19 protein-coding genes, 1 tRNA gene and 1 pseudogene are annotated in these 20,950 nt (G+C 72.1%); 10 read left to right on the top strand and 11 right to left on the bottom strand.

The genetic code is table 11. The annotated features are described in order from the left end of the window. Positions 1–48: 48 nt before the first annotated feature. Together LY13_RS00095 and LY13_RS00100 are read left to right on the top strand one after the other, a co-directional pair. Complete coding sequence (locus LY13_RS00095; RefSeq protein ID WP_253826368.1) at positions 49–1,206, top strand: acyl-CoA dehydrogenase family protein; 1,158 nt, start codon at positions 49–51, stop codon at positions 1,204–1,206. Positions 1,207–1,244: 38 nt separating this feature from the next. Next, complete coding sequence (locus LY13_RS00100) at positions 1,245–1,907, top strand: TetR/AcrR family transcriptional regulator (RefSeq protein ID WP_253826035.1); 663 nt, start codon at positions 1,245–1,247, stop codon at positions 1,905–1,907. Between the two features lie 17 nt (positions 1,908–1,924). Here LY13_RS00100 and LY13_RS00105 read toward each other — a convergent pair whose 3' ends face one another. Both LY13_RS00105 and LY13_RS00110 read right to left on the bottom strand, forming a co-directional pair. Then, positions 1,925–2,392: a nucleoside deaminase gene (locus tag LY13_RS00105; protein WP_253826036.1), complete on the bottom strand. Its 468-nt coding sequence runs from the start codon at positions 2,390–2,392 to the stop codon at positions 1,925–1,927. Positions 2,393–2,613: 221 nt separating this feature from the next. Then, positions 2,614–3,252 (bottom strand): TetR/AcrR family transcriptional regulator, encoded by a 639-nt coding sequence (locus LY13_RS00110; RefSeq protein ID WP_253826037.1) that lies wholly within the window; start codon positions 3,250–3,252, stop codon positions 2,614–2,616. Positions 3,253–3,298: 46 nt separating this feature from the next. Between LY13_RS00110 and LY13_RS00115 the strand changes: the two genes are divergently transcribed. From LY13_RS00115 to cutA, 3 genes are all read left to right on the top strand, one after another. Beyond that, the gene (locus LY13_RS00115) at positions 3,299–4,069 is read left to right on the top strand and encodes an SDR family oxidoreductase (protein WP_253826038.1); all 771 of its coding nucleotides are present in this window, start codon (positions 3,299–3,301) and stop codon (positions 4,067–4,069) included. Next, positions 4,066–4,860 carry an SDR family oxidoreductase gene (locus tag LY13_RS00120; protein ID WP_253826039.1) on the top strand — a complete coding sequence of 265 codons (795 nt, stop codon included), beginning with the start codon at positions 4,066–4,068 and terminating at the stop codon, positions 4,858–4,860. The genes LY13_RS00115 and LY13_RS00120 overlap by 4 nt, the downstream gene beginning before the upstream one ends. Before the next feature lie 113 nt (positions 4,861–4,973). After that, positions 4,974–5,294: a divalent-cation tolerance protein CutA gene (gene cutA, locus LY13_RS00125; protein WP_253826040.1), complete on the top strand. Its 321-nt coding sequence runs from the start codon at positions 4,974–4,976 to the stop codon at positions 5,292–5,294. Between the two features lie 85 nt (positions 5,295–5,379). Here cutA and LY13_RS00130 read toward each other — a convergent pair whose 3' ends face one another. The 7 genes from LY13_RS00130 to LY13_RS00160 all read right to left on the bottom strand — a co-directional run bounded on the left by LY13_RS00130 (position 5,380) and on the right by LY13_RS00160 (position 12,606). Next, positions 5,380–6,498 (bottom strand): acyl-CoA dehydrogenase family protein, encoded by a 1,119-nt coding sequence (locus LY13_RS00130; RefSeq protein WP_253826041.1) that lies wholly within the window; start codon positions 6,496–6,498, stop codon positions 5,380–5,382. Then, positions 6,495–7,697, bottom strand: a complete 1,203-nt coding sequence (locus LY13_RS00135; RefSeq protein ID WP_253826042.1) for an acyl-CoA dehydrogenase family protein — start codon at positions 7,695–7,697, stop codon at positions 6,495–6,497. Before LY13_RS00135 ends, LY13_RS00130 begins: the two co-directional genes overlap by 4 nt. Then, positions 7,697–8,905 (bottom strand): acyl-CoA dehydrogenase family protein, encoded by a 1,209-nt coding sequence (locus tag LY13_RS00140; protein WP_253826043.1) that lies wholly within the window; start codon positions 8,903–8,905, stop codon positions 7,697–7,699. The genes LY13_RS00135 and LY13_RS00140 overlap by 1 nt, the downstream gene beginning before the upstream one ends. Then, positions 8,905–9,927: a phosphotransferase family protein gene (locus tag LY13_RS00145; RefSeq protein ID WP_253826044.1), complete on the bottom strand. Its 1,023-nt coding sequence runs from the start codon at positions 9,925–9,927 to the stop codon at positions 8,905–8,907. Before LY13_RS00145 ends, LY13_RS00140 begins: the two co-directional genes overlap by 1 nt. 65 nt (positions 9,928–9,992) lie before the next feature. Next, complete coding sequence (locus LY13_RS00150; RefSeq protein ID WP_253826045.1) at positions 9,993–10,469, bottom strand: MaoC family dehydratase; 477 nt, start codon at positions 10,467–10,469, stop codon at positions 9,993–9,995. Beyond that, positions 10,466–11,260, bottom strand: a complete 795-nt coding sequence (gene fabG / locus LY13_RS00155; protein WP_253826046.1) for a 3-oxoacyl-ACP reductase FabG — start codon at positions 11,258–11,260, stop codon at positions 10,466–10,468. Before fabG ends, LY13_RS00150 begins: the two co-directional genes overlap by 4 nt. A 170-nt stretch (positions 11,261–11,430) precedes the next feature. Continuing rightward, a complete protein-coding gene (locus tag LY13_RS00160; protein ID WP_308216236.1) occupies positions 11,431–12,606 on the bottom strand; it encodes a J domain-containing protein in 1,176 nt (391 codons plus the stop codon). Positions 12,607–12,776: 170 nt separating this feature from the next. Between LY13_RS00160 and mmuM the strand changes: the two are divergent. Both mmuM and LY13_RS00170 read left to right on the top strand, forming a co-directional pair. Further along, positions 12,777–13,693 (top strand): annotated as a pseudogene (gene mmuM / locus LY13_RS00165) (homocysteine S-methyltransferase). Positions 13,694–13,779: 86 nt separating this feature from the next. Next, on the top strand, positions 13,780–14,613 hold the full coding sequence (locus LY13_RS00170) for a mechanosensitive ion channel family protein (RefSeq protein WP_253826047.1): 834 nt from the start codon (positions 13,780–13,782) through the stop codon (positions 14,611–14,613). 95 nt (positions 14,614–14,708) lie between these two features. Here the strand turns inward: LY13_RS00170 and LY13_RS00175 are convergent, their stop codons facing one another. Continuing rightward, on the bottom strand, positions 14,709–15,074 hold the full coding sequence (locus tag LY13_RS00175) for a DUF6401 family natural product biosynthesis protein (RefSeq protein WP_253826048.1): 366 nt from the start codon (positions 15,072–15,074) through the stop codon (positions 14,709–14,711). A gap of 221 nt (positions 15,075–15,295) precedes the next feature. Between LY13_RS00175 and LY13_RS00180 the strand changes: the two genes are divergently transcribed. Continuing rightward, positions 15,296–16,924 (top strand): serine/threonine-protein kinase, encoded by a 1,629-nt coding sequence (locus LY13_RS00180; protein ID WP_253826049.1) that lies wholly within the window; start codon positions 15,296–15,298, stop codon positions 16,922–16,924. 163 nt (positions 16,925–17,087) lie between these two features. Next, complete coding sequence (locus tag LY13_RS00185; protein WP_253826050.1) at positions 17,088–19,745, top strand: VanW family protein; 2,658 nt, start codon at positions 17,088–17,090, stop codon at positions 19,743–19,745. Between the two features lie 37 nt (positions 19,746–19,782). On the opposite strand, the gene selD is transcribed toward LY13_RS00185, so the two are convergent. After that, entirely contained in the window at positions 19,783–20,775 is a 993-nt protein-coding gene (gene selD, locus LY13_RS00190; protein ID WP_253826051.1) for a selenide, water dikinase SelD, read from the bottom strand. Positions 20,776–20,852: 77 nt separating this feature from the next. On the opposite strand from selD, the gene LY13_RS00195 reads away from it, so the two are divergent. Next, positions 20,853–20,944, top strand: a tRNA-Sec gene (locus LY13_RS00195). Positions 20,945–20,950 lie beyond the last annotated feature (6 nt).

The following is a 20,950-nucleotide window of genomic DNA, read 5'->3' on the forward strand; positions in this document are numbered from 1 at the left end:
CACGCCCGGCACGGCCCCGTCCCGCACGCAGGAAGGAAACCGCACATGGTGGGCTTCACCGAGTCCGAGGAACGGCAGGCGCTCCGGCAGGCCGTCTCGGAGTTGGCGCACAAGTACGGCCACGAGTACTACACGGAGAAGGCGCGCGGCGGCGGGAAGACCGGCGAGCTGTGGGACGAGGCGGGCGGCCTCGGCTACCTCGGCGTGGCCGTCCCCGAGGAGTACGGCGGTGGCGGCGGTGGCATCGGCGACCTCGCCGCGGTGTGCGAGGAGTTCTGCGCCGCGGGCACGCCGATGCTGCTGATGGTCGTGTCACCGGCGATCTGCGCGACGGTGATCGCCCGCTACGGCACCGACGACCAGCGTGCGCGGTGGCTGCCCGGATTCGCCGACGGCAGCGTCCGCATGGCGTTCGGCATCACCGAACCGGACGCGGGCTCGAACTCCCACCGCATCACGACGACGGCCGCACGTGACGGCGAGGACTGGATCCTCAACGGCCGCAAGGTGTTCGTGTCCGGTGTGGACGAAGCCGATGCGGTGCTGATCGTCGGCAGGACCACGGACGCCAGGACCGGCAAGCTCAAGCCGGCGCTGTTCGTTGTGCCCACCGACACGCCGGGATTCGAGTACAAGGAGATCCCGATGGATCTCGTGTCGGCGGACAAGCAGTTCGGACTGTTCCTCGACGACGTGCGGTTGCCCTCCGACGCGCTCGTCGGCTCGGAGGACGCGGCGCTGGCGCAGCTGTTCGCCGGGCTCAACCCGGAACGCATCATGAGCGCGGCGTTCTCCGTCGGCATCGCCCGGTACGCCCTCGACAAGGCCGCGGCCTACGCCAAGGACCGCAACGTCTGGGGCGCCCCGATCGGCTCGCACCAGGGCATCGCGCACCCGCTCGCCGAGGTCAAGATCGAGACCGAGCTGGCCAAACTCATGGGGCAGAAGGCCGCGGCGCTGTACGACGCGGGCGACGACCACGGCGCGGGTGAGGCGGCGAACATGGCCAAGTACGCCGCCGCCGAGGCCGCGACCCGCACCGTCGACCAGGCGGTCCAGACCCACGGCGGCAACGGCCTGGCCTCCGAGTACGGTCTCGGCACGCTGCTCGGTGCCGTGCGGGTGGGCAGGATCGCGCCGGTCAGCCGTGAGATGGTGCTCAACTTCGTCGCCCAGCACAGTCTGGGCCTGCCGAAGTCGTACTGATGCCGCGCTCGGCGGCGGGACACGAGGAGCGGATACCGATGAACGCGCCCACCGGCGACGTCCCGACCGGTGACACCCCGCCCGCCCCGGCGGGCGAGGAACCCGCCGGAGCGGGCGGGCGCAGGCCGCGGCAGGCCCGCAGTCGCACGACCCGCCGGAAACTGCTCGGCGCGGCGGTGGACGCGCTCGCCGACCGCGGCTGGCACGCCACGACGATGCTCGAGGTCGCCGCGCGGGCCGGGGTGTCCCGCGGCGCGGCGCAACATCACTTCCCGACGCGGGAGGCGCTCGTCGTGGCCGCCGTGGAACAGCTCGCCGAGGAACAGATCACCGAACTGCGCCGACGTGCCGACGCGTTGCCGTCCGGCCGCGGGCGCACGGCGGCGGTGGCCGAGATGCTGCTCGACCTCTACACCGGCGTGAAGTTCCGCGCCGCGCTGGACCTGTGGGTGGCCGCCTCGCACGACGAGGGGCTGCGGGACGTGCTGGTGCCGCTGCAGGCTCGCGTCGGCCGGGAAGCGCACCGCGTCGCCGTGGAACTGCTCGGTGCGGACGAGACCCGGCCCGGTGCGAGGGAGGCCGTGCAGGCCACGCTCGACCTGGCGCGCGGACTGGGGCTCGCCAACCTGCTCACCGATGACGGGCCGCGCCGCGCACAGATCGTCCGGCAGTGGGCCCACATGCTGGATGCGGCCGTCTGACCCGGCTCACGCCCGGATCAGCTCTCGTCGGTCGGGGTGCCGATGTCCTCGAACCACAGGGAGGGCCGCTCGCGGATGAACGTCTCCATGAGGGCGATGCAGTCCGGGTCGTCGAGGACCGTGACGTCGACGCCGTGCTCGGCGAGCCAGTCGTGACCGCCCGAGAACGTGGCCGCCTCGCCGATGACGAGCGCGCCGATGCCGAACTGGCGGACGAGACCGCTGCAGTACCAGCAGGGCGAGAGCGTGGTGACCATGATCGTGTCGCGGTAGTGGGGCCGCCTGCCCGCGTTCCGGAACGCCGCCGTCTCGGCGTGCATGATCGGGTCGTCGTCCTGGACCCTGCGGTTGCGGCCGCGGCCGAGCAGCGTGCCGTCGAGGGCGAACAGGGCGGCGCCGATCGGCACGCCGCCCTCGTCGGCGCCCGCGCGGGCCTCGGCCTTCGCCGGGGCGAGCAGCGTGTGCGGGTCGATGGGCGGGGTCATGGACTTCTCCTCGGTGTCGGTGGCGTGCGAGTGGTGCCGTGTCGGCGTCGTGCCCGGTGTCCATTCGGGACGGCGACGGTCGTCCGGTGATCGGATCGAGCCGCGCCGGGCCCTGGTGCATCAGGTGAGCGGTTGCTTAGTATGGGGTAGCGAGGACAACGTTGTCGCGGAGCCCGGAGGTGAGTCGTCGTGACGTGCGCGCGTGCGAGCGGCCACCGCGGTCAGGCCCCGTCCCCGGTCGTGGCGCCGAGCATGCGCAGGACGAGTTCGCCGTACTCGCGGGCGAGCTCCTCCGGGCCGAGGCGCGTCCGGTCGGTGTACCACCGCGCGACGTCCACACCCAGCGACAGCACCGCGCGTGCCGCCGTGTGCGGGTCGCCGACGGTGAACAGCCCGGCCGCGACGCCGCGTTCGACCACGTCGCGCACCAGTCGTTCGATGTCCCGGCGCAGGCTCGCCACGACGGCGTACTCCTGTTCCGGTAGCGCCTCCAGCTCGTACTGCACCACGCGCGCGATCGTGTGCCGCCGCGCGTGCCACGCCGTGAACCGCTCGACGAGATCGCGGATCGCCGCAGCCGGGTCCTCGGCCTCGGCGACGGCCTGCTGCGTCAACGACAGCACCTGCTCGTGGCCGCTCCGGCTGATCGCGAACAACAGCGCCGCCTTCGACGGGAAGTGGACGTACAGCGCCGCGGGGCTCATCCCCGCCGTCGCCGCGATGTCCCGCGTCGTGGTGGCGTGGTATCCGCGCTGTGCGAACGACTCGACACCGGCGAGCATCAGCCGGCGCGCCGCGTCCGGTTGCACTTCCGGCCACAGGTCGGCCGGCTGCGGGCCGGCGGACGGGATCCCAGACATGTCAGCAGTGTAAGCGAGCGCTCAGCGCGGATTGGAGTACGACGACATGACGAGCACCGCAGGGGCCGGCGATCTCACCGGAACCGTCGCCGTGGTGACGGGTGCGAGCAGGGGCATCGGCCTCGGCATCGCACAGGATCTGGTCGGCCGCGGCGCGAAGGTGTGCATCACCGCGCGCAAACCCGACCCGCTGGCCGAGGCGGTGACGCAGCTCGGCGGTGACGACGTCGCGCTCGGCGTGCCGGGCAGGGCCGACGACCCCGAGCACCGCCAGGACACGGTGGACCGGACCATGGAGAAGTTCGGCCGCATCGACTACCTGGTCAACAACACGGGCATCAACCCGCACTTCGGCTCGCTGCTGGACTGCGACGACGAGGCCGCGGCGAAGATCTTCCAGGTCAACGTCCTCTCCCCACTGGCGTGGACCCGCGCGGTGCGGGACGCATGGATGGGCGAACACGGCGGCTCGATCGTCAACGTCGCCTCGGTGGCGGGCATCCGCAACTCGCCGGGCATCGGCATGTACGGCGTGAGCAAGGCCGCGGTCATCCGCGCGACCTCCGAACTCGCCGGGGAACTGGGCCCCAAGATCCGCGTCAACTGCGTGGCCCCCGCGATCGTGAAGACCCAGTTCGCCACCCAGCTCTACGAGGGCAGGGAGGCCGAGGTCGCCTCGTCGTACCCGCTCAAGCGCCTCGGAGTGCCGTCCGACATCGCCGGCGCGGTGACGTTCCTGCTGTCCGACCAGGCCGCATGGCTGACCGGCCAGACGCTCGTGCTGGACGGCGGCGTCACGCTCGGCGGTGGCCTGTGAGCGTCGTGCTGGACGGCGCGGGCGTCGTGATCACCGGCGCAGGCCGGGGGATCGGCGCCGCGCTCGCCCGGAGTGTCGCCGCCGAGGGCGCACGCCTCGTGCTGGCCGACACCGACGGCCCGGCCGTCGAGGCGGTCGCGGCCGAACTCGGGGCCGTGCCGGTGCCGGGCGACGCGGCCACCGAGGACGGTGTGCACGCCCTGGTCGCGCGCGCTCGGGACGAACTCGGCGAGGTGGACCTCTACTGCGCGAACGCGGGTGTCGCCGAGCACGGCGGACCCGAGGCACCCGAAGAGGCGTGGGCGCGTTCGTGGGAGGTCAACGTGATGGCCCACGTGCGGGCGGCCAGGGAGCTCGTCCCGCACTGGTTGGAGCGGGGGAGCGGCCACCTGCTCGTGACCGCCTCCGCGGCGGGACTGCTCACGAACCTGGGCTCCGCGCCGTACTCGGTCACCAAACACGGCGCGGTCGGCTTCGCCGAATGGCTCGCGGCGACCTACCGGCACCGGGGCATCGGGGTGCAGGTCGTCTGTCCGCAGGGAGTGCGCACCGCGTTGCTCGACGACGCGGGCGCGGCAGGGCAGGCGCTGCTCGGCGCCGACGCGATCGAACCGGAGGACGTCGCCGCCGCCGCGCTCGACGGTCTCCGGGACGGCCGGTTCCTCATCCTGCCGCACCCCGAGGTCGCCGAGTACTACACGAAACGTGCCACCGAGACCGATCGCTGGCTCGGCGGCATGAACAAGCTGCAGCGGCGCCTCGAGGACGCCGTCGGCGGAGCCGCGACGTGACACGGTGCCCCGCCCGGGCACGGCCGCCGGGCGGGGCACCCGCCGGTGCCCCGCGACCGGGTCGTGCCCGGGGAGCTGCGGGGATTCCGGGCACCGCCTTCTAGGGTGGGCGCATGAGCCACGAACACGTCGTCGTCGTGACCACCACCGATTCGGAGGACGCGGCCCGCACTCTGGCCGCCGCGGCCGTCGAGGAGCGACTCGGCGCCTGCGCGCAGATCGTCGGCCCCATCACGAGCGTGTACCGCTGGGAGGGCGCCATCGAGACCGACACCGAATGGCGCGTCGAGGTCAAGACCGCCGCCGACCGCGCCGACAGCCTCGTCGCACTGCTCACCGAACGGCACACCTACGACGTGCCCGAGGTGATCGTCACGCCCGTCACCGGCGGACACGCGGACTACCTGTCCTGGCTGGTCGACGAGACCCGCTGACGAGCCCCACCCCGCCGACGACCGCCACCGCGGGTGGGAGGCGCCCCACCTCCCGCCCCACCTCCCACCCGCGGCGGTCACAGGGTCACGCGGGCAGGTCCACGAGCTCGCCCAGCGCCGCCCGGTGCCTGCCCGGAGCGCCGAACGCGACCTGACTCGCCTTGGCCCGCTTGAGGTACAGGTGCGCCGGGTGCTCCCACGTCATGCCGATGCCGCCGTGGAGCTGGACACACTCCTCGGCCGCGTGCACGGCCGTCTCCGCGCAGTACGACTGGGCCAGCGCCACCGCGACCGGAGCGTCGGCGTCGCCGCGTGCGAGGGTGTCCGCGGCGTACCGGGCGGCCGCCCGCGCGCCGACCAGTTCGAGCCACAGGTCGGACAGCCGGTGTTTGAGTGCCTGGAACGAGCCGACCGGCCTGCCGAACTGGTACCGGTTCTTCAGGTACTCCACCGTCTCGTCGAGACACCACTGCGCGAGGCCGAGCTGTTCCGACGCGAGCAGTCCGGCCCCGGTCAGCAGGGCGCCCTCCAGAGCGCCGGGGGCTCGGTCCGGACCGGCCAGCCGGGTGGCGGCGGCACCGCGGAACGACACGTCGGCGATGCGGCGGGTCAGGTCGAACGACACCGGTGCGGACACCTCGGCGGCGGACGCGTCGACGGCGTACAGCCCGGGGCCGTCCGGGCCCGTGGCCGGGACGACGAACACGTCCGCCACCGTGCCGTCGGCGACGGACGTGACCGTGCCGTCGAGCGTGCCGTCGGCCGTGGCCGTGACGTCGCGGGGGAACGCGGCGTCGGTCATGGTCGACAGCGGGACGGCGAGCGCGCCGACGGCCTCACCGCCGGCGAGCCTGCGCAACGGATCCGCGACCTCGGCCGCTGCCGTGTCGCAGCCGAGCAGCGCCGACGTGGCCAGCACGGCACTGCCGAGGAACGGCACCGGTGCGACCGCGCGGCCGAGTTCTTCGAGGACGAGGGCCACCTCACGGGCCGAGGCGCCCTGTCCGCCGAGCTCCTCCGGCACCGCGAGCCCGGCCGTGCCGAGGTCGCGGGCGAGGGTGCGCCACAGCTCCCGGTCGCAGGGCTCGTCGCTCTCCACTCGGGCCAGCAGGGTCTCGGGTGCGCACCGGTCGGTGAGCAGGTCGCGCACGCTGGCGCGCAGATCGGTCTCGACGTCCGAGTAGAGCAGGTCCGCGTTGGTCATCGGGGCAGGTCCTTCCAGGCGACGTCCTTGTCCGTGCGCGGTTCCGACGGCAGTCCCAGCACGCGCTCGGCGATGATGTTGCGGAGCACCTCGGAGGTGCCGCCCTCGATCGAATTGCCCTTGCTGCGCAGGTACCGGTAGCCGGCCTCACGTCCGGTGAAGTCGACGAGCTCCGGCCTGCGCATCGACCAGTCGTCGTAGCGCAGCGCGTCCTCGTCGAGGATCTCCAGCTCGAGCGCGGCGAGGCGTTGCGCCACGGTCGCGAACGCCAGCTTCATGCCCGACCCCTCCGGCCCGGGCTGGCCCACGGCCAGCTGCTGGCGCAGCCTGCTGCCCGCGAGCCGGAACGCCTCCGCCTCGGCCCACAGTTGCAGTAGCCGGTCGCGCAACTCCGGTGTGCGCAGTTCGGGCCGGTTGCGCCAGGTCTCGGCGACCTTGCCGACCATGCCGCCTTCCCGGGGCTGGGCGTTGCCGCCGATCGCGACGCGTTCGTTCATCAGCGTCGTCTGCGCGACCTGCCAGCCCGCGCCGACCTCGCCGAGCCGCTGGGCGTCCGGAATCCGCGCGTCGGTCAGGAACACCTCGTTGAACTCGGCCTCGCCGGTGATCTGCCGGAGTGGTCGCACCTCGACACCGGGCTGGGTCATGTCCAGCACGAAGTAGGTCATGCCCCGGTGTTTCGGCACGTCCGGATCGGTGCGCGTGACGAGGATGGCCCACTGGGCGGTGTGCGCACTGGAGGTCCACACCTTCTGCCCGTTGACGACCCAGCTGTCCCCGTCCCGGACGGCCCGCGTGGCCAGTGCGGCGAGGTCGGAGCCGGCACCCGGTTCGGAGAACAGCTGGCACCACACCTCCTCGCCGGTCCACAACGGACGGAGCAGGCGCTTCTTCAGCTCCTCGCTGCCGAACTTCAGGATCGTGGGCGCGGCCATGCCGAGTCCGATCCCGATGCGGCGCGGGTTGTTGTCCGGCGCACCGGCGGCGGCGAACTCGGCGTCCACGACGGACTGCAGCTCCCGGGGCGCGTCGAGCCCGCCGAGGCCGACGGGGAAGTGCACCCAGGCCAGGCCCGCGTCGAACCGGGCACGCAGGAAGTCGAGCCGGTCGGTCGTGTCCGGGTCGTGGGCGGCGAGGACGTCGGCGACGCGGGCGCGCAGGCCCTCGGCGTCGAGCCCCTTGTCGGACGTCGTCGTCATCACAGGTACCTCTTCAGTTCTCTGCGGGCGAGGGATCGTTTGTGCGCTTCGTCGGGGCCGTCGGCCAGCCGGAGCGTGCGGGCCGAGGCCCACAACCCGGCGAGCGGGAAGTCCTGGCTCACGCCGCCCGCTCCGTGCAACTGGATCGCCTTGTCCAGAATGGATTCGACGGCCCGTGGTGTGGCGATCTTGATGGCCTGGATCTCCGTGTGGGCACCCTTGTTGCCCGCCGTGTCCATGAGCCACGCCGTCTTCAGCACCAGCAGGCGCAGCGACTCGATGGTGACGCGGGACTCGGCGATCCACTCCTGCACGACACCCTGGTTCGCCAGCGGGGAGCCGAACGCCTCACGGCCGACCGCGCGGGTGCACATGAGTTCCACAGCGCGTTCGGCCATGCCGAGCAGCCGCATGCAGTGGTGGATGCGTCCCGGACCCAGGCGTGCTTGGGCGATGGCGAACCCGCCGCCCTCCTCGCCGATGAGGTTCTCCGCCGGCACGCGCACGTCCTCGAAGACCACCTCGGCGTGCCCGCCGCTGGCGCTGTCGTCGTAGCCGAACACCTGCATGCCGCGCTTGACGTGCACTCCCGGGGTGTCGCGCGGGACGAGGATCATGCTCTGCTGGCGGTGCGGCTCGGCGTCCGGATCGATCTTGCCCATCACGATGAAGACGCGGCAGTTCGGATTCATCGCCCCGGAGATGAACCACTTCCGTCCGTTGAGGACGTAGGTGTCGCCGTCCCGCTCGATGCGGGTGGCGATGTTGCGGGCGTCGGAGGAGGCCACGTCCGGTTCGGTCATCGCGAACGCCGACCGGATCGACCCGTCCAGCAACGGCTCCAGCCACGTGCGCTGCTGCTCGGCGGAGCCGAACATGTGCAGGACTTCCATGTTGCCGGTGTCGGGGGCCGCGCAGTTCAGCGCGGCCGGAGCCAGTTCGGGACTGCGGCCGGTGATCTCCGCGAGCGGCGCGTACTGCAGATTCGTCAGGCCGCCGCCGTCCGAACCGGGGAGGAAGAAGTTCCACAGGCCGCGGTTGCGTGCCTCGGCCTTAAGCTCCTCGACGACGGGTGGTACCGACCACGGATCGCTGCGCTCGGCGAGCTGCTCGTGGAACACCGGCTCGGCCGGGTACACGTGGGAGTCCATGAACTCCCGCAGCCGCCCGCTGAGCTCCTCGGTGGTGCTGTCGACGGCGAAGTCCATCAGTTCCCTTTCAGTGCGGAGTTGCCGAGCGCGACGAGCGGGGCGACACCGGCGCCGATGCGGTCGAATCCCTCGCCGACGGTCTGTCCGTGGCTGTAGCGGTAGTAGATGCCCTCGAGGATCACCGCGAGCTTGAACAGCGCGAATCCCAGGTACCAGCCCAGGTCGGAGACGTCGCGTCCGGACGCGCGTGCGTAGGCGTCGGCGATCTCGTCGGGCGACGGGTGCCCCGGTGCCGCACCGACATCGCTGACCGTGTCGAGGTCGAGCGTGTGCAGCTGCGAGTACGCCAGCAACAGCGCCAGGTCGGTGAGCGGGTCGCCGAGCGTCGACATCTCCCAGTCGAGCACCGCGTTGATGCGGTCGTCGGCTCCCACCAGCACGTTGTCCAGGCGGTAGTCGCCGTGCACGATCGACGGCGCGGGCGAGGTGGGAATCCGGGCCGCGAGGCGTTCGTGGAGCTCGTCAATGCCCGGCACGTCCCGGCTGCGCGACGCGGCCAGCTGTTTCGACCACCGCCGGAGCTGGCGTTCCAGGAACCCGTCGGGTTTGCCGAAATCGCCGAGGCCGACGGACTGCGGGTCGACGGCGTGCAGCTCCACGAGGGTGTCGACCAGCCGGTCGGTGATCGCCCGCGTGCGCTCCTCACCCCGTGGCCGCAGCTGCTCGGCGGTCCGCAACGGGGAGCCCTCGACGAAGTCCATGACGTAGAACTGTGCGCCGAGGACGTCGTCGTCGCTGCACAGCACGCGGGCTCGGGGGACCGGCACCGGGGTGCCGTGCAGCCCGCTGATGACCCGGTACTCGCGGGTCATGTCGTGCGCCGTCGGCAGCACGTGCCCGAGCGGCGGGCGCCGCAGCACCAGTCGCTGCGCGCCGTCGTCGACGATGTAGGTGAGATTCGACCGGCCGCCTTCGACCAGTCGGGCCGTCAGCGGACCGGTGACCGCACCGGGCAGCTCCCGGTCCAGGTACGTGCGCAGGCGCGCCAGGTCCACGCCGGGGGGATCTGCGTCGCTCACTCCGACCTCCTTGTCCTGAGCGGGTGTCGGTCCGGGGCGTCCGGTGGGCGCTCGCTCCGGACCGGTCACGGGACCAGCACGGTGACCATCTCGGCGATGCAGGCGGGCTTGGCCTCACCCTCGATCTCGAGGGTCCACCGGACGACCGCCTGCGTCCCTTGCTTGCCGGGGGCGGCCTCGGCAAGCTCGGCGCTCCCGCGGATCCGCTGGCCGACCTTCACCGGTTGCGGGAACCGCACCTTGTTCAGCCCGTAGTTGATCCCCATGCTCAGCCCGTCCACCCGGTAGACGTCCTTGGCCAGTCGTGGGATCAGCGACAGCGTGAGGAAACCGTGGGCGATCGGCGCGCCGAACGGGCCCGTCGCGGCACGGTCGGGGTCGACGTGGATCCACTGGTGGTCGAGCGTCGCGTCGGCGAACAGGTCGATCTGGTCCTGGGTGACGGTGTGCCACGCGCTGCTGCCGAGCTGCTCCCCGACGGCGGCGGTGAAGCTGTCCAGGTCGGGGAAGACGCGGGCAGGTTCGGACTCGGTCGTACTCACGCCTTCGGCCCTCCCGCGACGTAGATGACCTGACCGGACACGAATCCGGCACCGTCGCTGACGAGGAACGACACCGTGTGGGCGATGTCCTCCGGCTCGCCGACCCGGCGCACCGGGATCTCCTTCGCCGCCGCGTCCTTGAAGTCCTCGAACCCCATACCCACCCGCTCGGCGGTCGCCGCGGTCATGTCGGTCGCGATGAAACCGGGCGCGATGGCGTTGGCGGTGACGCCGAACTTGCCGAGTTCGACGGCCAGCGTCTTGGTGAAGCCCTGCAACCCGGCCTTCGCCGTCGAGTAGTTCGCCTGGCCGCGGTTGCCGAGCGCGGAGGTGCTCGACAGGCTGACGATCCGGCCCCAGCCCTGCTCGGTCATGTGCTTCTGCACCGCACGTGACATCAGGAACGCACCGCGCAGGTGGACGCCCATGACCGCATCCCAATCGGACTCGGACATCTTGAACAGCAGGTTGTCGCGCGTGATGCCGGCGTTGTTCACGAGCACGGTCGGCGGCCCGAGTGCGTCGGCCACCTCGCCGACCACGCGCTCCACCTCCTCGGCGTCGCTGATGTCCGCGGCCAGGCCGACCGCCGTACCGCCGGTCGCGGTGATCGCGTCAGCGCCCGCCTTGGCGCCCGCTTCGTCGAGATCGATCAGCCCGACGGCGAATCCGTCCTCGGCGAGTCGCCGGGCGACGGCGGCGCCGATACCGCGGCCCGCGCCGGTGACGACGGCGACGCGGGACGGTGACTCCGGAACAGGGTTGTCCACCGACACGAAGGTCCTCCTCATCGAGTAAGCGTGCGCTTAGGAAGCTACCAGTCCGAGCGCCCGCGTGGGAGAGGCCGGAGAACCCGAGGTCGGTCGGGTCGCGTGTCGGGGTACGGCGTCGGGGGTCGGTGTCGGCGGTTCGGGGCCCGTCGACACCGGGCCCGCGGCGGGCGGGGCGTGTCCGAGCGGTGTCAGCTCACGACGCGGGCGAGCACGGTGCGGAACGCCGGGACGTCCACAGTGGAGGGATCCTCGGCCAGCCACGCCCCTGCGGTGTGCACGAACTCCTCCGGAGTCAGCACGGCGACGTCGGTTCCGGCGGGGGTGAACGCGTCGGTGGGGGCGACCGTGATCGTGCCCGCACGGCTCGGGTACAGCACGAGGGCCCCGCGGACGTCGACGTCGGGAAGCAGCTCGTCGAACACGTCGAGTGCCTCGGCGAGGCGGCTCCCGCCGCCGCCGAACCGGCGACCGTTGCGCTGCAGCACGTCGTCGGCACTCGTGCTGTAGTGCCCGGGCAGCCACCGCTTCGACTCCACGAGCAGCAGCCGCCTGCCGCACAGCACGGCGTGGTCGATGTCGGCGAACACCGAACCGGGCCAGGACAGTCCGTGGAAGATCCGTGCGCCCGGCAGGCGGGTGAGGTAGCGGTCGAGCAGGTCCGCGGTGCGGCGTTCGGCGATCTGGTCGTCGTCGGTGCCGGGCCTGCCGAACACGACCTCCCGCACCTCGGCGCGTGCGGCCCGCAGCGCCACGTGGCGCCTGCGGACCCCCGCGACCACCGCGGCCGCCGCCGCGACGGCCGCGGCCAGCACGGCGACCAGCACGGGCGCAGGCGCCCCCGCGAGGACGACGAGGGCGGCGACCGCTGCGGTGACCGCCGGGACGAGCACCGGAACCGCGTGCCCCGGTGCGCGGCCGGGGGACAGGTGAGTCCGCGGTTCCGCGGCCGCGCACTCCCACCAGGGGATCGTCACGGGGTCGAGGCGCACGCGCGGTGGCCGGAACGACGGATCGTCCCCGAAGACCCGGCCGCGCGGCCTGCGCGGCGGCGGGACCGCACCGGGATCGGGAACCGGCAGCGGCTCGTCGGCCGGGCCTGCGGTGTCGTCGTCCGTACCGTCGTAGACCGCGCGCCGTTCGGGATCGGTGAGCGTGTCGTAGGCCTCGCGCAGCAGCGCGAACCGGTGCGCGTCGCCGCCCGCGTCGGGATGCCACGAGCGCGCACGAGCACGGAACGCCGATTTGATCTGCGAGGTCGTCGCGTCGTCGGGGACACCGAGCAGGTCGTAGAAGTCGACCTCGTCGGCCGCGTCGTCGCCGGTCACAGCGCCGGGCGACGGGCCGCGCCGGTCGTCGTCGCGCACGCGCGCTGCACCTCCTCCGTCGCCTGCTCGGGTGCCGTGCCCGATCGCGGTCGGGCACGGCAGGGGTCGGCGCCATACTGTAGGCCGTCGGACGCGGTGCGTGACGCCGTCCCCGCGTGCGGTCGGGTCACGACGGAGTCCCCGGGCGTCGGCACCGTAATCTGGACCGCATGGACGAGACCGGCGCGGGCTCCGAGCCCGTCGTGGTGCTGGACGGCGGACTGGCGACGGAACTCGAGGCGCGCGGCAACGACCTGTCGAGCTCGCTGTGGTCGGCGCGGCTGCTGGCCGACGCCCCGGAGGAGATCGTCGCCGCACACGAGGCGTTCTTCCGCGCCGGAGCGGACGTGGCGATCACGGCGAGCTACCAGGCCAGCGCGGCCGGGTTCGCCGAGCACGGCCTGTCGGAGGACGAGACGCGGCGACTGCTGCGGCGCAGTGTCGACCTCGCGAGGCAAGCCGCTGAGCGGGCGGGCGGCGGCCTGGTGGCGGCGTCCGTCGGCCCCTACGGTGCCTATCTGGCCGACGGATCGGAATACCGCGGTCGCTACGGGCTGACCGTGCGCGAGCTGACGGCGTTCCACCGGCCCCGGCTGGAGACGCTGGCCGAGGCGGGCCCGGACCTGATCGCGCTGGAGACCGTGCCGGACGTCGACGAGGCCGTCGCGTTGCTGGCCGCGCTCGACGCGGTGGACGTGCCCGCATGGCTGTCCTACACCGTGGCCGACGGCCGTACGCGGGCCGGGCAGTCGTTCGAGGACGCGTTCGCGGTCGCGGCCGGTGACGACCGCGTGGTAGGCGTGGGGGTGAACTGCTGTGCGCCCGATGAGGTGATATCCGCCGTCGACGCGGTGCAGGTGGGATCGCCGGAAAGCCCGCCGTGGCGTATCCGAACAGTGGTCACGGCTGGGATGCCACAGCGCGTCAATGGACCGGGCGAGCGACTTTCTCCCCCGCGCAGGTGAGCGACTGGATTCGCGCCGGTGCGCGGTTCGTCGGCGGGTGTTGCCGGGTGTGTCCTGCACAAACGGCGGAGATCGCGAAAACGGTTCGGAATTACGGAACCTCACCCGATCGGGGTCATTAGTCGATCTCGAAAGGCGCCCCGCTCGGGCGCGTGTGAGCCTCTTTTTCCGGGTAGTCCGCAACCACCCGGAAAGGATGGTACCGGCGATGAATATTGGTGATTCATTCCGCAACGTCTTGGACACGGTGATCAATTTCCTGCCCAATCTCGCCGTGTTCTTGGTCATTCTCGTCGTCGGCTGGATCGTGGCGAAGGCGCTGCGCAAGGTCGTCGACATGGTGCTCGAGCGGCTGCATTTCGATCGCGCGGTGGAACGTGGTGGTATCAAGCGGGCGCTCGAACGCTCGAAGTACGACGCCAGTGATCTGATCGCGGCGATCGTCTACTACGCCGTCCTACTGATCACGCTGCAGATGGGCTTCGCGGTCTTCGGCCCGAACCCGGTGAGCACGCTGCTCGCCGACGTCGTGGCCTGGCTGCCGATGGCCGTGGTCGCGATCGTCATCGTCGTGGTGGCGGCCGCGATCGGCAATGCCGTGAAGGACATCGTGAGCGCCACGCTCGGTGCGTTCAGCTGGGGCAACGTCGTGGCCCGGGTGGCGCAGGTCTTCATCGTGGCGCTCGGTGTGATCGCCGCGCTGAACCAGATGGGCGTGGCCACCACGGTGACGACGCCGGTGCTGGTCACCGTGCTCGCCACGGTCGGCGGCGTGATCGTCGTGGGTGTCGGCGGCGGCATGGTGCGCCCGATGCAGCAGCGGTGGGAGCGCTGGCTCGGCCGGGCCGAGGAGGAGCTGCCCGCGGCGACCGGTTCGGACGAAGCGTACCAGCGTGGTCGTGAGGACACGATGCGCGCCCAGTCCGGCGCTCCCGCGAGCACGCAGCAGGAGCCCGCGACGGGTCCGATCCCGACGGCGCCGGGTGCCTCGGGCATGCAGTCCGAGCAGCCCCGGCCCGACACGGGCGACTACCCCAGGTGAACGCCGACGAGTAGTTCCCTCGCCACGGCGGGCACGTATCCGACAGCTGTCGGATACGTGCCCGCCGTCGTGTGTGCGCTCGCCGAGGACAGGGCTCAGGAGAAGAGTGCGGGGTCCAGCTCGGCACCCGCCGCGGCGCCCGCTGTCGCGAGCAGGCAGACGGCGGCCAGGCGGAGGACGACCCAGTCGGTCGTCGCGCCCTCCGCCGACGGTGGTGTCCAGCCTGCGTCCCGGGCGGCGTCGCGCACCCCGCGGGCGTAATAGGCGAGCTGCGCCTGGGAGACGCCGCCCGCGCCGAGGGTCAGGATGTCGCGGATCGCCGCCGCGTGCTGATCGACGGCCGCCAGCCTGCCCACCGGCAGGAGAGCGGGTGCGGCGCCGATCCGGCCGAGCCGGTCGGTGAGTGCGGCGAGTTCCCGCCCGGCGGCAGACTCCCGCCACGTGTTCATCAACCAACCCATGGCCCCATAGTCTATCCACCCGTTCGGGTGGATCTTCAGGTGCTTCGTGACTCGCGGTTGTCGACGGTGTGGGCGGGCGTTCGGCGTCGCCCCTGGTGTCGTGTGGGATCGCATGTGATGTTCGGCCTGCCTGGACGGTTGTGGAGTGCACGGCGTCACGGACATCTACGCTGTCCGGACCATGCAGTCCTGCCCGCTCGCCGGAACCCGAGGAGCCGCCGTTGAGTGACGACGAAGGCCGTCTGATCGCGGAGCGTTATCGCCTGCGTTCGCGCATCGGTACCGGAGCGATGGGCGTGGTCTGGCGTGCGGTCGACGAGGTGCTCGACCGCACGGTGGCGGTCAAACAGCTGCTGTTGCCGCCCGGCCTGAACCAGCGCGAAGCGGAGACCGCGCGGCAGCGTGCGTTCCGCGAGGGACGCATGGCGGCCCGGCTGCAGCACCCCAACGCGATCACCGTCTACAACGTCGCCGAGGACGAGGGCCAGCCCGTACTCGTGATGGAGTTCCTTCCGTCCCGGAGCATGGCGGATCTGCTGGGCGAGGGACGCGTGCTGCCGCCCGCCGAGGTGGCACGACTCGGTGCGCAGGTCGCCTCGGCGCTGGGCGCGGCCCACGCCGCCGGTGTCGTGCACCGGGACGTCAAGCCGGGCAACGTGCTCATCGCGGAGGACGGAACGGCGAAGATCACCGACTTCGGCATCTCGCGGGCCGCCGGGGACGTCACGCTGACCAGCACCGGCCTGTTCGCGGGCACACCCGCGTACCTGTCGCCGGAGGCGGCGCGCGGGTCCGACCCGGGCCCCGAGTCCGACGTGTTCTCCCTCGGAGCGACGCTGTACTCGATGGTCGAGGGCGGTTCGCCGTTCGGCACGCTCGACAACGAGATCGCATTGCTGCACAAGGTGGCCACATCCGCGGCCACGCCGCCGCGGCAGGCCGGCCCGCTCGCCGGCCCGTTGCAGGCGATGCTGCACCAGGAGCCCGCGCAGCGCCCGTCGATGGCGCAGGCCGAGGAGGCACTGCGGGCCGTAGCCGCCGGGGCTGCGCCGCAGCTCGAACCCGCGACGGTGCCCGCAGCCGCTCCGGTCACCGCACCGATGCCCGCCGTGGCGGCGACGCCTGCGGCGGGAGCGGCGTCCGGGCAGCGGCCTGCGACCAGGGTGGGGTTACCCGCGGTCGAGGCGCAGCAGCCGACGGACCGCCGGAAGCGGATCGCGGTCGTCGCGGCCGCGGTGGTGGCCGCCGTCGCCGTGGGAGTCCTCGTGTCCGAGATCCTGGTGCGGACCGTCGGCGCCTCCGGCTCGGAGGCCGGGGCGGCCCCGGCCTCCACGTCCGGCTCGGCCCCGTCGTCCTCGCGGGAACCGGAGACGAGCACACCGCCGCAGCCGTCGCGCGCGGAGTTGGAGGCGGCGGTGGCCCACTACTACGCGCTGGTCCCGGACGACGCCGACACCGCGTGGAGCTCGCTCGGCCCTACGCTGCAGGCCCAGGGCCGGGAGCAGTACGAGAAGTTCTGGGACGGCATCGAGAAGGTCCGGGTCAGCGGCGGGCCCCGCGCCGTCGACGACGAGACCGTCAAGGTTCGCCTCGACTTCACGACCACCGACGGTGAACGCACCCGTGAGATGCACCGTCTGGCCATGACCGTGTCGGCATCGGGTGACCCGTTGATCGACTCCGACGAGGTCGTCGGCACCCGCGAGCTCGGCGGCAAGGGCGAGGACGAGAAGAAGGACGACAAGGGCGACAAGGACGACGAGAAGAAGAAGGAGGACAAGGACGAGAAGAACGAGGGTGAGGGCGAGAAGGACGAGAAGAAGGGCGACGGGGACGACGACGAGGAGTAGGGCGACGCGGGGTGCCCGGAGGGCGCCGACCACGGCCCGAGGCGACGTTCCGTCGACCCGCCGGGCCGGCCCGGCTGCGCTCGGGTGAGGTCCCTGCGACCGATGTCACGCACTGCGGTAATTTTGCGATGATTGCCGTAGCTGAACGCCTCAGAGGAATACCTTGGCCCAGGACGACGACTCCGTGACGCCCGACCCTGCGACGCCAGGCTCCGGTGACGTACCGGATCCGACCGCGGGAACCACGTCGGCGTCCGGCGGGCCCACCGGAACCGACGAGGCCTCCACGCCCGACTCCGGCGATATCGCACAGACCGATATCGCACAGGCGGAGGGCGCCACGCGGCGCAGTGATGCTGTGGAGTCCGCCGAGTCTCACGAGGCCGTGGAGTCCGAGGCCCCGAACTCCGAGGCCGTGTACTCCGACGATGCGAAATCCGACGATGCGAAATCCGAGGATGCGGGGTCCGGGGATACCGAGTCCGAGGATGCCGCGTCGGTGGGCGCTGGGGAGGACGTCGGCGAGCTCGACTTCGAGCCGGACACGGGCGAGGTGACGCCGGCGGCGCCCACCGGTACGAGCGCGTCCGCGCCGCAGCCCGACGGCGACCCGTCGGAGACGGCCGGTGCGGACCAGCCGGCGTGGCCGTCGGAGACCGATGCGGCCGCCCTCGGCGCGGACCACGGCGCGGCCGCCACCACCGAGGCGGATGGGACCGGCGCCGCCGCGGAGCAGGGCAGCGCCGCCGCGGACGACACAGCCGTCCTCGAGCCCGTCGACGGGACCGAATCCCGCGACAGCGAATCCCCCGACACCGCGACCCAGGACACCGGATCTCCCGACACCGAATCGGACGAGTCCCGGAAGTCCGCCGGCGCCGGGCTGCTGGCCGCGGACGTGCCGTGGCGCCGGGTCGGCGTGATCGCGGCGGCCGTCGTGGGGGTCCTCGTCGTGCTGTACGGCCTCGACCTGCTGATCAACCAGGGAGACGTGGCACGCGGCCGCACCGTCGCGGGGGTCGACGTCGCCGGGCAGAGCCGTGAGGACGCCGAACGGACGCTGCGCCGCGAACTCGACGAGTCCTCGCCGGTCACCCTCACCGGGGGTGGCGAGCACACGCTCGCTCCCGAATCGGCAGGCCTGGCCGTGGACTGGCAGGCGACCCTCGACGCCGCGACCGACCAGCCGCTGAACCCGTTCGCGCGTGTGGCGTCGCTGTTCACGACCGAGGACATCGGACTCGTCTCGACCGCGGACTCGGCACAACTCGACGCCGAACTCGAGCGGCTCCGCGACGACATCGACCGGGAGGCCTCGGAAGGCACCATCCGGTTCGACGGCACGACGCCGGTGCCGGTCGACCCGGTGAAGGGCCGGGAGCTCGACGTGGCCGGGGCGAAGTCGGCGATCCTGGCCCGCTGGGCCACCCCGGACGGGGTGGAACTGCCCGTGCGCATTCTGGAGGTGCGGTCGACGCCCGACACCGTCCGCGACGCGGTGGCCGACCTGGCCGAACCGGCCGTCTCCGCGCCGGTGACGATCCGCGGGGAAGGGGCGGAAGCCACCGTGCGGCCGCGCGGCATCGCACGGTCGCTGACGTTCGACGTCCGCGACGACGGCACGTTGACCGCCGGGATCGACGAGGAGGTGCTGCGCGAGGTCGCGGGGCCGCAGCTGGCCTCGACCGAGGACCCGGGCCGCGACGCCCGCTTCACGTTCGAGGGCGGCAGCCCGACGATCCGGCCGTCCACGGACGGCTACGGCGTGGACTGGGCCACGGTCGCGAAGAAGCTCCCCGGTGTGCTCACCGGCGACGGCGAGCGCTCGGTGACAGCACCCTACGGCGAGCAGCCCGCCGAGCTGACCACGAAGGAAGCGCAGGCCCTCGGCATCGAGGAGGTCGTCGGCGAGTTCACCACCAGCGGCTTCGCCTACGACTCGGGGCTGAACATCAAGCAGGTCGCGCGCGAGGTCAACGGCGCGATCGTCGAACCGGGGGAGACGTTCAGCCTGAACGAGTACACCGGGCCACGAGGGGTCGAGCAGGGCTACGTGTCCGCCGGCATCATCTCGGGCGGTCAGGCCTCGCGGGCCGTCGGCGGCGGCATCTCGCAGTTCGCGACGACGCTCTACAACGCGTACTACTTCGCGGGCCTGAAAGACGTGGACCACCAGGAGCACAGCTACTACATCAGCCGTTATCCGGTGGGGCGCGAGGCCACGGTGTTCCAGAACCCGGACGGGTCGAGTGTCATCGACCTGAAGTTCAAGAACGACTCGCCGAACGGCATCGTCATCCAGACGATCTGGACCCCGAGCGACATCACGGTGAAGCTGTGGGGCACCAAGCGCTACGAGATCGAATCGGTCAACGGCGGCAGGTACAACTACACCGCGCCACCGACCGAGGTCCTGCCGGCGAGCGAGTCCTGCGTGCCGAGCAGCGGTTCCAGCGGCTTCAGCACCAACGACACACGCGTGTTCAAGGACCCGGAGACCGGTGAGGTGATCCGCCGCGAGAAGCGTGACGTCGTCTACCGGGGCCAGACCGCGGTCGTGTGCCTGGAACCGGAGCCCGAACCCGAGCCGCCGGACGGTGGCGGCGACGGTGACTCCGGTGACGGCAACGGCGACGGCGGAAACGGGGGCGACGGCGAGGCGCCGGGCAACGGCGAATCCGGCGGCGGCAACGGTGACGGCAACGGCGGCGGCAATGGCGAGAACGGCGCCGGCAACGGGGACAGCGGAAGCAACGGCGGCGGTAACGCCGCCGGCCGAGGGCCGGCCGGCGGCGCGGGCGGACCCGCCGGCGCCCGCTGACCCGTCCGTGCGTCCCGCCCGGTGACGCACGGACGGGTCAGCGCACGATCACGGTCCGGTCGCCCTGTGCCCGGAGCTCACCGATGACCGATGCTCCCGGGATCTCGCCCGCGACGACCAGGCCTCCCGAGGTCTGTGCGTCGGCCAGCAGCAGCGCCGTGTCGCCGTCCACCGCCGAGACGTCGACGTGCGGGCGCACCCAGTCGAGGTTGCGCGCGCTGCCACCGGGGACGAACCCGTCGGCCAGCGCCTGCCGTGCACCGTCCACGTAGGGCACCGCCGCGGCGTCGATCACCGCGGTGACACCGCTCGCCCGCGCCAGCTTGTGCACGTGCCCGAGCAGTCCGAATCCCGTCACGTCGGTGGCACACGTGATGCCCGCGGCGACGGCGGCGCGGGAGGCGGCGTCGTTGCGCGTGGTCATGACGTCGATCGCCGCCGCGTGGCGCTGTCCGGTCGCCTTGTGGTGGGCGTTGAGCACGCCCAGGCCGAGCGGCTTCGTCAGGGACAACGGCGTGCCGGGCGAGCCCGTGTCGTTGCGGAGCAGCCGGTCCGGGTGGGCCAGGCCCGTGACGGCGAGACCGTACTTCGGCTCGGGGTCGTCGACGCTGTGGCCGCCCGCGAGGTGGCAGCCCGCGGCGGCGCAGACGTCCGCCCCGCCGCGCAGGACCTCGGTCGCCAGATCCGGCGGCAGTTGGTCCCGGGGCCAGCACAGCAGGTTCAGCGCGAGGAGCGGCGCGGCGCCCATGGCGTAGATGTCGGAGAGGGCGTTGGTGGCCGCGATCCGGCCCCAGTCGTAGGCGTCGTCGACCACGGGGGTGAAGAAGTCGGTCGTGGCGACGACGGCCTGGTCGCCGGTGATCCGCACGGCGGCCGCGTCGTCGCCGGTCTCGAGGCCGACGAGCAGGTCGCCCGGCGCGCCCGGTGGCGTGACGGCGCCGAGGCCGCGCACCATCTCCTCGAGTTCGCCGGCGGGGATCTTGCAGGCACAGCCGCCGCCGTGGGCGTACTGGGTCAGTCGGGGGGTCATAACCCGATCCTGCCTGTGCGGGCCGTGATCGGCCTTGCGAGGATGACGGCATGTCGGCGATCGCGGCATTGCTGCAGGGAGGCGCTTCCGGCCTGGTGACCGGCCCGGTCTTCAACACCGTGGAACGGCAGACACTGTCGTTGGCGGGTTCGATTCCCGTTCGCCTCCGCGAGGA

Source organism: Prauserella aidingensis (assembly GCF_024171865.1).
Lineage (GTDB): Bacteria > Actinomycetota > Actinomycetes > Mycobacteriales > Pseudonocardiaceae > Prauserella > Prauserella aidingensis.